This is a genomic window from Proteus sp. G2300 (assembly GCF_009915965.1).
In the GTDB taxonomy this organism is placed as follows: domain Bacteria; phylum Pseudomonadota; class Gammaproteobacteria; order Enterobacterales; family Enterobacteriaceae; genus Proteus; species Proteus vulgaris.
On sequence record NZ_JAABNK010000025.1, the window covers coordinates 207,491 to 220,361 of the forward strand.

At 38.3% G+C, this 12,871-nt stretch carries 13 protein-coding genes and 1 other annotated feature; of the genes, 2 read left to right on the forward strand and 11 right to left on the reverse strand.

The window, feature by feature from the left end; all coding sequences use genetic code 11:
- Positions 1-31 precede the first annotated feature (31 nt).
- The 3 genes from GWI97_RS17000 to GWI97_RS17010 form a co-directional block, all read right to left on the reverse strand.
- A complete protein-coding gene (locus GWI97_RS17000; RefSeq protein ID WP_036938232.1) occupies positions 32-265 on the reverse strand; it encodes an alpha/beta fold hydrolase in 234 nt (77 codons plus the stop codon).
- 213 nt (positions 266-478) lie between these two features.
- Positions 479-1,828, reverse strand: coding sequence for a dicarboxylate/amino acid:cation symporter (locus tag GWI97_RS17005; RefSeq protein WP_036938230.1), 1,350 nt, complete (start codon positions 1,826-1,828; stop codon positions 479-481).
- Between the two features lie 488 nt (positions 1,829-2,316).
- A complete protein-coding gene (locus tag GWI97_RS17010; RefSeq protein ID WP_036938228.1) occupies positions 2,317-2,817 on the reverse strand; it encodes a YbaK/prolyl-tRNA synthetase associated domain-containing protein in 501 nt (166 codons plus the stop codon).
- Between the two features lie 314 nt (positions 2,818-3,131).
- On the opposite strand from GWI97_RS17010, the gene yiaY reads away from it, so the two are divergent.
- A complete protein-coding gene (yiaY, locus tag GWI97_RS17015) occupies positions 3,132-4,283 on the forward strand; it encodes an L-threonine dehydrogenase (RefSeq protein ID WP_036938226.1) in 1,152 nt (383 codons plus the stop codon).
- A gap of 105 nt (positions 4,284-4,388) precedes the next feature.
- On the opposite strand, the gene hisIE is transcribed toward yiaY, so the two are convergent.
- Genes hisIE through hisG form a run of 8 tightly spaced genes read right to left on the reverse strand, consistent with a single transcriptional unit; the run spans position 4,389 to position 11,517 of the window.
- Positions 4,389-5,006, reverse strand: a complete 618-nt coding sequence (hisIE, locus tag GWI97_RS17020) for a bifunctional phosphoribosyl-AMP cyclohydrolase/phosphoribosyl-ATP diphosphatase HisIE (RefSeq protein ID WP_052038526.1) — start codon at positions 5,004-5,006, stop codon at positions 4,389-4,391.
- Complete coding sequence (hisF, locus tag GWI97_RS17025; protein ID WP_036938220.1) at positions 5,006-5,779, reverse strand: imidazole glycerol phosphate synthase subunit HisF; 774 nt, start codon at positions 5,777-5,779, stop codon at positions 5,006-5,008. The genes hisIE and hisF overlap by 1 nt, the downstream gene beginning before the upstream one ends.
- Positions 5,761-6,498, reverse strand: coding sequence for a 1-(5-phosphoribosyl)-5-[(5-phosphoribosylamino)methylideneamino]imidazole-4-carboxamide isomerase (gene hisA, locus GWI97_RS17030; RefSeq protein ID WP_036938216.1), 738 nt, complete (start codon positions 6,496-6,498; stop codon positions 5,761-5,763). Before hisA ends, hisF begins: the two co-directional genes overlap by 19 nt.
- Before the next feature lie 6 nt (positions 6,499-6,504).
- On the reverse strand, positions 6,505-7,095 hold the full coding sequence (gene hisH / locus GWI97_RS17035) for an imidazole glycerol phosphate synthase subunit HisH (protein ID WP_036938214.1): 591 nt from the start codon (positions 7,093-7,095) through the stop codon (positions 6,505-6,507).
- Positions 7,095-8,162, reverse strand: a complete 1,068-nt coding sequence (gene hisB / locus GWI97_RS17040; RefSeq protein ID WP_087803612.1) for a bifunctional histidinol-phosphatase/imidazoleglycerol-phosphate dehydratase HisB — start codon at positions 8,160-8,162, stop codon at positions 7,095-7,097. Before hisB ends, hisH begins: the two co-directional genes overlap by 1 nt.
- A gap of 47 nt (positions 8,163-8,209) precedes the next feature.
- Complete coding sequence (gene hisC / locus GWI97_RS17045) at positions 8,210-9,292, reverse strand: histidinol-phosphate transaminase (RefSeq protein ID WP_161681522.1); 1,083 nt, start codon at positions 9,290-9,292, stop codon at positions 8,210-8,212.
- 2 nt (positions 9,293-9,294) lie between these two features.
- Positions 9,295-10,611, reverse strand: coding sequence for a histidinol dehydrogenase (gene hisD / locus GWI97_RS17050; RefSeq protein ID WP_161752150.1), 1,317 nt, complete (start codon positions 10,609-10,611; stop codon positions 9,295-9,297).
- 6 nt (positions 10,612-10,617) lie between these two features.
- On the reverse strand, positions 10,618-11,517 hold the full coding sequence (gene hisG, locus GWI97_RS17055) for an ATP phosphoribosyltransferase (protein ID WP_036938206.1): 900 nt from the start codon (positions 11,515-11,517) through the stop codon (positions 10,618-10,620).
- A 43-nt stretch (positions 11,518-11,560) separates the two neighbouring features.
- Positions 11,561-11,691, reverse strand: a sequence feature (His leader region).
- 357 nt (positions 11,692-12,048) lie between these two features.
- Between hisG and GWI97_RS17060 the strand changes: the two genes are divergently transcribed.
- Positions 12,049-12,870 carry an SDR family oxidoreductase gene (locus tag GWI97_RS17060; RefSeq protein ID WP_161752151.1) on the forward strand — a complete coding sequence of 274 codons (822 nt, stop codon included), beginning with the start codon at positions 12,049-12,051 and terminating at the stop codon, positions 12,868-12,870.
- The last annotated feature ends 1 nt before the right edge of the window (position 12,871 follow it).

Consider the following 12,871-nt stretch of genomic DNA (forward strand, 5'->3'; position numbering starts at 1 on the left):
CTCTATCCATTGAGGTTTTTCTTCATGAACGCTATGTGAAATAAAAGGCACATTTAGTAATGAAGCTGATCCGATAGCACCAACATATTACAATAAGGTAATAATCTTTTAAGTAATCAACTAAAGGGTTAAATGAGGTTAAATTTCCCATTCCTCCATGCAGTAAAATAATAGGGTAATTTTTTGGGTTACCCAGTGTTTCAATATAAATATCTGCATTATTAATAAGCAAGGTTTTACCTTGTTGATGGTTGAAGTGTGTCATAGTAAAAGTCCTATTCTTTCTACCACACTTGTTTTAGCTCATTAAAGTAACAATAATTGTCAGTAGCATTTGAATACAATGGATTATTTATGGTGATTGAAACGTTACCACGGCGATAACGAATTAAATATAAAAGAAAAAATTAATAAAAAAGAGAGTATTTAAATAAATACTCTCTTTTATCATTATTTGTTTAAGAATAGATCCAATTTATTATTCTGATACTTTTACATAATGAGGTTCATTGCTTTCATTATTAGAGACTAAATTATCATGAGGTATGTCTTCTCTTGATATCCTTCCACTAAAAACAGCATTCATTCTCTCTGTATCCAACGCATTTTCCCAGCGAGAGACCACAATACAGGCGCAAGCATTACCCACAATATTGGTCAATGCACGGCATTCTGACATAAAGCGATCTATACCCAAGATAAGCGCCATACCTGCAACAGGAACACTAGGTACAACAGAGAGTGTTGCTGCAAGAGTAATAAAACCGGCTCCTGTCACCCCCGCCGCACCTTTTGAGCTGATCATGGCAACAAACAGTAACGTGATTTGTTCTGTTAATGACAGATCAACGCCGGTTGCTTGAGCGATAAATAACGCAGCCATGGTCATATAGATATTGGTGCCATCTAAATTAAAAGAATAGCCAGTCGGAATGACTAAGCCGACTACCGATTTTTTACAGCCTAACTGTTCCATTTTACTCATTAATGTCGGTAATGCGGCTTCTGATGAAGAGGTGCCTAATACAAGCCAGAGTTCATCTTTAATATATTTAATTAAAGCAAGAATAGAAAAACCATTATATTTAGCGACAGATCCTAATACCACTAAGACAAAAAGTAAGGCAGTAAGATAAAAAGTAATCACCAATAACATTAGATTACCAATGGAAGAAATACCATATTTACCTATTGTAAAAGCCATGGCGCCAAAGGCGCCAATAGGTGCTAACTTCATTAGCATTCCTACCATTTTAAAAACAGGTTCAGAAAGCTGTTGTAAAAATTCAAGTACAGGCCTACCTTTTGTTCCTATTGAGGCTAGAGCTAAGCCAAAAACGACAGACACAAACAGTACTTGTAAGATATTACCGTTAACTAATGGGCTAACGATAGTATCGGGAATGATATTCATCAGAAAGCTAACAAGAGAAGAACTATGTGCCTGTGTGACGTACATTTCAACTCTACTGCTATCTAATGAGCCAGGAGAGATATTTAAACCATCTCCAGGACGAATAATGTTAGCAGTGATTAATCCAATAACAAGTGCAATAGTAGAAAATGTGAGAAAGTAAATCATTGATTTACCCGCTACTTTTCCTACTGCGTTCATATTGTTCATCCCCGCAATGCCTGTCACGACGGTTAAGAAGATCACAGGTGCGATGATCATTTTTACAATTTTGATAAAACCATCCCCTAAAGGTTTGAAGGATTCACCAATATCAGGATAAAAATGACCGAGTAAAATGCCTAGAAGAATGGCGATAATAACTTGAATATATAAAACTCGATAAAAGGGGAGCTTGCGAGATGAAGTCTGCATAAAAAATTCCCTGTAACTGAAAGATATTAAATAAATAAAAGAGGTATTACGATGTAAATTATTATTTACATTTGTTTTGTTGTGATGGGTAACTTAAAGGTATGAGTAAATTAGGTCAATAAAATAAAATTGATTTTATCAAATATTGTGCTCTTTATCTAAAAAAATAGATTTAATTTCTATTTAATCAGTTTTATTAAAATTTATTTTACTTAAATGTTAAGTTAATGAAATTATCTTTTGTATTTTTTATTCGAGTTTATTTAATGGTATGTGTATTTTAATGGCGTTAAAAGTGAATGAAAAAATTAAAATGTAAATAAATATAAACAGGAAAAATAAAGTCAGTTTAAATAGTTTGTAAAGCGATTCTCTTTACTCTTCAGTATTATTATGAAAAAAATACATCATAATGAAAAATAAATCTTATGATAACAATTACCCTTTATAGGTTTTATTTATAGGGTAATTGTTAAAATGGAATTGTTTTATTCTTCGGTATTTTCTTCTCGAATAAAGTGAATCAATTCAGGTTGTGCAATACGTTTATAATCTTGCGTATTGAGAATAATAGAGCGCTCTAATGTGCCCGCATTAAATGCTAATTCATCAAAACGTTCAAAAAGTAGAGGGTCTGCTACCAGTTTTAATGAAGGGTGAAAACTAAAAGGAGGGATAGCACCAAATACACATTGGGTAAGATCATCCACTTCTTTCGGGCTCGCTAGAGATGCTCTTGTCCCTCCAATTTGATGTGCAAGTTTTGAGAGATCAGCTTGTTTATCGGCGGGTAATATTGCCAGCACATGTTGCTTAATTCCATTTCCTTTTATATGACAAACCAGCCCTTTTGCGCCTTGTCCTAATTGTGTTCCTCTGATTTTTGCAACCTCTTCAGAACGACCTGCGGTAGAGTGTTCCATAACACGATAAGTAGCGTGGTTGTTATCTAATAAAGTAGTAAGTTGCTCAAAAATAGTCAAAGACATCAATGACTCCTGAATTTAATAAGTGATTTTTTTAAAGCCATTATACGACTTTAAAAAAAATATTCTGCTGTGATGTTTATGGCTGGTTTTGATTATTTTGATAAGCTTTTCAAATTATTTTGTTACAAATGATAATATGTTAATAGTATTATCCTATTGAATTAATAGGGTAATTGGGCTTCTAAATTTAATTACCTGTAATAACATGATAAACAAATTGATATTTATTCATTATTTTGATGATGATCAATTTAAGAACAAAAAGAATAGAACATATTAAAACGCAGATTTAATTACTAAAAAGGAAGTCAATAATGGCTGTTTCAACATTCTATATCCCTTCTGTAAATAAAATTGGTGCAGGTTGTCTTGCGGAAGCTGTAAGCTCAATGAAAGACTTCGGTTTTCATAAAGCGCTAATCGTTACTGATAGTGTTTTAAATCAACTGGGTGTTGTGGATAAAGTCAGTAAATTATTGACTGAATCAGGTATTGCAAGTGTGACTTATGATGGTACAGCACCAAACCCTACAGTTGAAAACGTAGAAGCGGGTTTAGCTCTGCTGAAAGAACATCAATGTGACTGTGTGATTTCTTTAGGTGGTGGTTCTCCACATGATTGTGCTAAAGGTATCGCATTAGTCGCTTCTAATGGTGGAAAAATTGCAGATTACGAAGGTGTCGATCGTTCAGCTAAACCTCAATTACCACTGATTTCAATTAATACCACAGCAGGTACTGCATCAGAAATGACTCGTTTTTGTATCATCACCGATACTGCGCGTCATATCAAAATGGCTATTGTTGATAAAAACGTTACCCCAATTTTATCTGTAAATGATTCAGAATTAATGCTTGGTATGCCAAAAGGTTTAACTGCTGCAACAGGTATGGATGCATTAACTCATGCGGTTGAAGCGTATGTTTCAATCGCAGCAAACCCAATCACTGATGCGTGTGCATTAAAAGCAGTCACTATGATCAGCGAGTCTTTACGTAAAGTTGTTGATAATGGTGGTGATGCGCAAGCACGTGAAAATATGGCTTATGCTCAATTCTTAGCTGGCATGGCATTCAATAATGCTTCTTTAGGTTATGTACACGCTATGGCTCACCAATTAGGTGGTTTCTATAATTTACCTCATGGTGTGTGTAATGCTGTTTTATTGCCACATGTTCAAGCTTATAACATCCAAGCTGCTGCGGGACGTTTAAAAGATATTGCACAAGCGATGGGTGTTGATGTTTCTGCAATGAGCGATGAACAAGGCGCTAAAGCATGTATCGAAGAAATTCGCAAAATGGCTAAGGATGTGGGTATTCCAGCAGGTCTGAAAGAATTAGGCGTGAAAGAAGAAGATTTTAAAACATTAGCTGAAAATGCGCTGAAAGACGCTTGTGCAATCACTAACCCTGTTCAAGGTTCTGAAAGTGATGTTATCGAGTTATTCCGCCAAGCAATGTAATGTTTAAAGAAGAGAAAAGTCATTAAGTAACGACTTTTATTTTTTCAAAAGCGAAAGCCGATACATTGAAGTTTGTATCGGCTTTGTCGTATTACATTATATCAATTATTCTGCTTTTTTATGGCGCGCTTGTAGGCAATCAATAACATCAGAGAGTGATAATGATTGGTCTTGTAACAATACCATTAAGTGATAGAGCAAATCAGAGGCTTCATTTTTTAGCTCTTCTCTGTCATTAACCGTGGCAGCTAACGCCGTTTCTACGCCTTCTTCTCCTACTTTTTGAGCTATACGTTTTGTTCCGCTGGCATAAAGGCGGGCAGTGTAAGAGCTATCAGGTGAGGCATTTTTACGCTCACGTAATATATTCTCGAGTTCATAGAGAAATCCCCATTGGCTTTGTGCAGGTGCAAAGCAACTTTCAGTGCCATTATGGCAGGTAGGTCCAATTGGGTTAGCTAAAATAAGTAAAGTATCATTATCACAGTCAGGATAAATATTGACTAACTTGAGAAAATTGCCTGATGTTTCGCCTTTTGTCCATAAACGCTGTTTGGTACGTGAATAGAAGGTAACATTTCCACTTTCTAGCGTTACATCTAGCGCTTTTTTATCCATGTAACCGAGCATTAATACATCGCCTGAAATGGCATTTTGGATAATCACAGGCATGAGATTATCGACTTTTTCCCAATCTAATTGTGCTAATGCTTCACTATTCATTATATTCTTACCTTAACGTCATTTTCTGCAAGATATTGTTTTAATTCGTTAATATTAATGATTTGTTTATGAAAAACAGATGCTGCAAGTGCGCCATCGACATTGGCTAATTTAAAGGCATCAAGAAAGTGTGACATTTCGCCAGCGCCTCCTGATGCGATAATAGGAACATTAGCGACTTGGCGTACTGAGGCGAGTTGTTTTAGGTCATAGCCTTGTCTTACACCATCTTGGTTCATCATATTTAAAACAATTTCACCCGCACCGAGTTTCTGAACTTCGCGTACCCAATCAAGTGTTTTCCAGTGTGTTTGTTGTGTCCGTTTTTCATCACCTGTGAATTGATAAACTAGGTATTCACCTGTTTTTTCATCAAACCAAGTGTCAATACCGACGACAACACATTGCACACCGTAGCGATCTGCCAAACGAGATATCAGTGAAGGATCGGATAGTGCTGGGGAGTTAATCGAAATTTTATCAGCCCCAAAAGAGAGAATTTTTCCTGCATCTTCAACAGAACGAATGCCACCAGCAACACAAAATGGAATATCAATCACTTCAGCAACACGCGATACCCAGCTCTTATCAACAACTCGGCCATCAGAAGAGGCGGTAATATCATAAAATACAAGCTCGTCAGCGCCTTCTTTGGCGTAGCGTTCTGCAAGAGGGACAATATCACCAATGATTTCATGATTTCGAAATTGAACACCTTTAACGACTTGTCCATCACGAACATCAAGACAAGGAATTATGCGTTTTGCCAACATGATATCGCCTCTTTTAATGTAAATTTGCCTTCTAATAATGCTCTACCAACAATAATACCAGCGACGCCAGATGCTGGAAGCGCTGCGATATCTTGTAAATTACCAATACCACCAGAAGCTTGAAATAAAATGTCAGGAAAACGTTGGCTAATTTCTGTATACAATTCAACGTTAGAGCCTGTCAATGTGCCGTCACGAGAAATATCGGTACACAACACATGCTTTAATCCGACACTTTGATAAAGTTCGATGATCTCTTCAAGGGTATAGGGGGAGTTCTCTTGCCAGCCACTCACGGCTACCCATTTTTGACCTTGTTTATCGATACGAACATCAAGGGCTAACACAATGGCATCTGCACCATAGCGTTGAAACCAAGTTTTCACCATTTCGGGCTGACTGACTGCGGTAGAGCCAATAACAACTCTACTTGCACCTGCATCGAGTAATGATTTCACATCATCTTCAGTGCGAATGCCACCCCCCACTTGTACTGGTACATTCACACAAGCAACAAGCTCTTTTAACAGTGAAATCTGGCGAGCAGAAGGATCTTTTGCACCGGTTAGATCCACCAAATGAAGGAGCTTTGCACCGTCTTTTTCATATTGTTGATAGCGTGTCAGCGGATCATCATCGTAATCACGTTGTTTCGTGTAATCACCTTGGTGAAGACGAACGACTTTCCCGTCAATTAAATCTAATGCTGGAATGATCATAACGCGTTACATCTCCAAAAAATTCTTGATAAGTTGAGCGCCGGCTTTTCCTGAGCGCTCTGGGTGAAATTGCACACCATAAAAATTATCTTTTTGAATTGCACTACTAAAGCGAGATCCATATTCGGTTTCGGCAATGGTTGATTCATTTAATGCTAAACCATAACTGTGAACAAAATAGAACCAAGCATCGTCATCAAGAGAACGAAAAAGAGGATGAGCAGGTTTGGCTAATACTTGATTCCAACCCATATGAGGTAGCGGTAAGCCCGCTGTATCCAGTTTATTAATTGTGCCATCAACTAGTCCTAATAACGGAATACTTTTACCTTCTTCACTTAATGAGGCTAATATTTGCATGCCTAAACAAATTCCTAAAACAGGCTGTGTTAACGCCTTAATTAAAGGAATTAATTCGCGTGCTTCCAGTTGTTCCATTGCTGCGCGAGCCGTTCCCACTCCGGGTAAAAAGAGTTTATCCGCAGATAGCACAACGTTTTTTTCATAGGAAATAATGGGGTCATAACCGAGTCGCTTAACGGCGTAAGCGACAGAGGCTAAATTGGCACAACCTGTATCGAGAATAACCACTTTCATCACAGAACACCTTTTGAGCTTGGTAAAGTATTACCTTCAACACGAATAGCTTGGCGTAATGTACGACCAAAGACTTTAAATAAGCTTTCAGCTTTGTGGTGATCGTTTTTGCCTTTTGATTTCAGGTGTAATGTGCAACCCATGGTGTAAGAGAGTGAACGGAAAAAGTGTTCTATCATCTCTGTACTTAGATCACCGACACGCTGATATTTAAATTCCGCTTTGTATTCAAGGTGTGGACGGCCAGAAATGTCTAATGCACAGCTTGCGAGGCATTCATCCATTGGTAATGTAAAACCAAAGCGGGCAATACCACGTTTATCACCCAATGCTTCGCGTAGGGCCTCACCTAAAGCCAGGCCGGTATCTTCAACGGTGTGGTGATCGTCAATCACTAAGTCGCCTTGTACATCGATGTTCATACGAAAACCGCCATGAGTGGCAATTTGATCAAGCATATGATCAAAGAAACCGACACCGGTACTGATTTGGCTGTCACCTTCACGATCAAGCCAGATATCAATAGCAATTTGTGTTTCTTTTGTTTTACGTTCAACGTGCGCATAGCGATCTTTTTGGGTGAGTTGTTCTGTGATAACCGCCCAATCGAGATCATCGGTATTATAAAGTAAGCCTTTAATACCCATATTTTCAGCTAACTGAATATCTGTTTGTCTATCACCAATAACGTAGCTGTTATCTTTATCGAGTGCACCATCAACTAAATATTGTGTCACAAGCCCTGTTTCAGGTTTGCGACAAGGGCAGTTATCTTCAGGTTTATGAGGACAAATTAAAACATCATCAAAGGTTATTCCTTGTGATGACAAAATTTGCATCATCAAATTATGTGGAGGATCGAAATCTGCCTGAGGAAAACTTTCTGTACCTAATCCATCTTGATTCGTGATCATAATAAGTTTGTAACCCGCCTTTTGTAGCGTAATTAGCGCAGGGATCACACCATTTTCAAAGGCAAGTTTATCGAGTCTATCAACTTGATAATCTGTAGGTGGTTCGGTGATTAAAGTGCCATCACGGTCAATAAAAAGAATTTTTTGGCTCATGGTAAGCTCCTTCAGTTGCGATTTTTGTTGTTATCGTTTTAATGTTTTTATACGTTTGCAGTTTGAATGTTTTTTATGGCATTGATCACGCTATCACATTCTTCAGCTGTACCGATAGAAATACGCAAACAACCATTAAGCCCATATTGACGTTGTTGATCGCGTAAAATGATCCCTAGCTCCCATAAAGTACGGAAAACTAGATTAGCATCAGTGAATTTCACTAAAATATAGTTGGTTTCACTATTATAAACCTGCTCAACATTCGGTAATTTTTTTAACGCATCAGATAAAATCTTTCTGTTACGCGATATTTCAGCAACACGGTTTCTCATCACGTCAATACCTGCCTTAGTTAATGCTTGTGCTGCAATGTCGGCAACAGGTGTTGACAGGGGATACGGTGCAATCACTTTTAGTAATAATTCAATAACGGGTGGATTGGCAAGCGTAAACCCACAGCGCAACCCAGCTAATGCAAAGGCTTTCGATAAGGTACGTAAAATGACTAAATTCGGGTAATCTTCAAGCCATGAAACAATCGATGCTTGTGGACAGAATTCTATATAAGCTTCATCAACTGCAACGATAGCTTTGCCTTTAGTGAGTTCTAATACATCACGAATAAGGGATGGGTTAACAATGTTCCCTGTTGGGTTATTGGGGCTACACAGATAGAGTAGTTTTACATTCTCAAGTTGAGATGCAATGGCTTCTACATTTGGACTCCAATCTGCTAATGTCGGTACAACTCGTTGTTCGATGCCAAAAGTTTCTGCACTAACGCTATACATGCCGTAAGTGGGGGGGCAATAAAGTACTGCATCTTTACTGGGTTCACAAAAAGCGCGAATAAGCAGTTCAATAGCTTCATCCGCACCACGGCTGACTAAGACTTGATTTGGACTAACACCCGCGTATGTTGCATAACGATTAATAACATTAACGGGCTGGCATTCAGGGTAACGGTTTAAATTTTTTTCATTAAAAGTAAATTCGGGTGCAACAGGGTATTCATTTGCATTTAACCAAACTGAACCATTTCCCCCTAAACGTCTTGCAGACTGATAAGGGGTTAATTCACGTACATTTTTTCTGGCAAGTGTGGTGATATCAAATTCAATGTTCATCGTTATTTTTTTCCCTGAGCCAAAGCGTTAACACGAAGTGTGACCGCATTTTTATGAGCCGTTAATTGTTCTGCTTGCGCTAGTATTTCAATTGTCTGTGCTAAATCAGATAAACCTTGTGCTGTGAGTTTTTGCACGGTCATACGTTTCATAAAATCAGCTAAACCTAAACTTGAGTAGGTTGAAGTATAGCCATAAGTCGGTAGAACGTGATTGGTACCAGAAGCATAATCTCCCGCAGATTCTGGAGACCAAGCCCCAAGAAAGACAGAACCTGCACTGGTAATATTATCAACACGCATATCTGCGTCATTGGTTTGAATAATCAAGTGTTCAGGGCCGTAATTGTTACTGATTTCAATACACTGATCGAGATCACAAGTAATAATGACACGGCTTTCAGCTAAGGCTTGTTTAGCAATCTCAGCTCGGCTTAACTGAGCCAGTTGTGTTTCAGTTTCGGCAATAACCGATTTAGCTAATGCTTCATCTGGCGTTAATAACACGACTTGTGAATCTGGACCGTGCTCTGCTTGTGACAATAAATCAGCGGCAATAAATGCAGGGTTTGCATCGGCATCAGCAATGACTAATACTTCAGAAGGGCCTGCTGGCATATCAATAGCAGCACCTTGTAGTGATTGGCTGACTTGGCGTTTGGCTTCGGTAACATAAGCATTACCAGGGCCAAATATTTTATCTACTTTAGGAATAGACTCTGTACCGAATGCCATTGCTGCAATTGCCTGTGCGCCACCCACTTGGAATATTTCATTAATACCAATTTGTTGAGCAATATATAAAATTTCATCAGCAATAGGGGGCGGTGAGCAAAGAATAACTTTGCGACAACCGGCAATACGCGCTGGAATACCGAGCATCATTACGGTTGAAAGTAATGGAGCCGAACCACCGGGAATATAAAGTCCTACTGCATCAATAGGTCTGCTTACTTGTTGGCAAAATACGCCAGGCTGAGTTTCCACTTCAATTGTGTTAGGAATTTGAGCTTCATGAAAACGGCGAATATTATTCATCGCCTGTGCTACCGCCTGTTTTATTTCGTTATTAAGTCTTGCTGTAGCTTCATCAACTTGCGCTTTTGGCACCAATACACTTTCCGGCGCTGCCTTATCGAATTTTTGGCTAAGTGCTTTAAGCGCTTTGTCCCCATCATTGCGTACCTGTGAAATGATGTTAGCAACTTGTTCTGTAATTGAACCTGATGCAGAAATCGCAGGGCGAGTTAATAGCCCCTTTTGTTGCTCTTGTGTGTATTCATTCCAGTAAATTAATGTATTAAAACCCGTTTTCATCATTTCACCTTATTCCATCATTTTTTCTATTGGTAAAACAAGAATTGAACTTGCACCTAATGTTTTAAGTTTTTCCATTGTTTCCCAGAATAGGGTTTCGCTACTGACCATGTGCATTGCAACGCGATTTTGATCACCGGCAAGCGGTAGAATTGTTGGTCTTTCTGCACCAGGAAGTAATGCAATGACATCTTCGAGGCAATCGCTTGGTGCGTGTAACATAATGTATTTTGATTCTCGGGCTTGGATAACGCCTTGAATACGAGTGAGTAAACGGTCGATAAGTGCTTGTTTATCAGCTTCCATTTCACCGTCGCGTTGGATCAAGCACGCTTTTGAGCGGTAAATCACTTCAACCTCTTTTAAACCATTTGCTTCTAATGTTGCACCAGTTGAAACTAAGTCACAGATAGAATCAGCAAGGCCGGCACGAGGAGCGACTTCAACAGATCCATTTAATAGACACGATTTAAATTTGATGCCTTTTTGGTCTAAATAACGTTTTAATAGATTTGGGTAAGAGGTAGCAATACGTGTATTATCTAGGCATTCAGCACCTTGATAGTCGAAATCGACAGGGGTCGCAATAGATAAACGGCAACCACCAAAATCTAAGCGTCGTAGTGTGAGATAACTTGGATTTTCGCCTTGTGCGCGACGTTTTAATAATTCTTCTTCTAATACGTTTTCGCCAATAATGCCTAAGTCAACCACACCGTCCATCACTAGGCCGGGGATATCGTCATCTCTTACACGTAAAATATCGATTGGCATATTTTCCGCATAAGCAATCAGACGTTGTTGGTTTAAGTTAATTTTGATGCCACAACGCGCTAAAAGGGCGCGTGATTCATCACTTAAACGACCTGATTTTTGCATTGCAATTCTTAATCTTGTTTTGTCTAACATAATGTTACCCTGCCCTTGTTTCTATTTTTGTTTGAAAATTAGCTATAAAAAAACCCCGGAAGTTGCCTTCCGGGGTTTTTATTGTTTGCCTGCATTCAGACCACCGGAAGCGTTTCTTAAACGTCTTCCAGCACTCATCGCCTGAAAGACTAGTCAGGATGATGGTGATGATGGTGGTTTAGTTGAATGCTATACATAATTATTTTCCTAGCTAATTACACTATTTATTATTTGATAATGCTCGTTACTATTAATTTGTATTTAGTAACCAACATTCAGAAATTGTCTGCCTTTCAACCTACATGATTTGCAAAGTGAAAAGCAACCTATTTTTTAATAATAATTTAATTATTTTATAACCTTTTGTTTTTAATGCTATTTTAATATTTCTCTTATTTACTTAATCCAACAAGTGAGCGAGTATATAGGAGTATGCTAAAAATCAACAAAATATAAGTAGTATTTATATGTGATGGCGAAATAAAAATTTTATAGCATACTTTGACTAAGCCATTTAAGTAGGGGAGCAAAATGAAACGAATAACCATCGTTGGATTAGGTTGGTTAGGTTTACCACTTGCGGTTGCGTTGCGTGATGCAGGCTATCAAGTTAAAGGGACTAAAACCACCGAAGATGGCGTAGAAGCAGCAAGAATGAGTGGCGTTGATTGCTGTTTAGTGAATTTAACACCCGCAATTGAATGTGATAGAGATGATTTTGATTACTTAATGGAAACTGACGTTCTGATCATCACATTGCCACCCAGTGCCGCTGGTGGCGGTTATGATTATGTTGAAGCTATTCAAACGCTAGTGGATAGTGCAATGTCTCGCCATATCACAAGAGTCATTTACATTAGCTCTACTTCTGTATATGGCAATCAGACAGGTAATATCACAGAAGAAATGGATATTCGGCCTGAAACACAATCGGCAAAAATGTTAGCTGAAGTTGAAAACTGGTTACATCGTTTACCATTAACCACGGTTGATATTCTTCGATTGGCGGGATTAGTGGGGCCAGGCCGTCATGCTGGGCGTTTTTTATCGGGTAAAAAGCAGGTAAAAGGTGCGCATCAATGTGTCAATTTAGTTCATCTTGATGATGTGATTTTTGCAGTTGAACAACTGCTTGCACAAAATGAAGGGGGACATTTGTATAATTTATGTGCACCTATTCATCCTAAAAAGAAAGATTTTTACACGAGAGTATCCTCTCAACTTAATCTTATTCCCCCTGAATTTGCTGATGAAGAGAAACCGTTAATACGGGAGATTGATGGGCAGGAGATCTGTCGAGATCTTGGATTCCATTATCATTATCCAGATCCCGACAAAATGCCAATGAATTAAC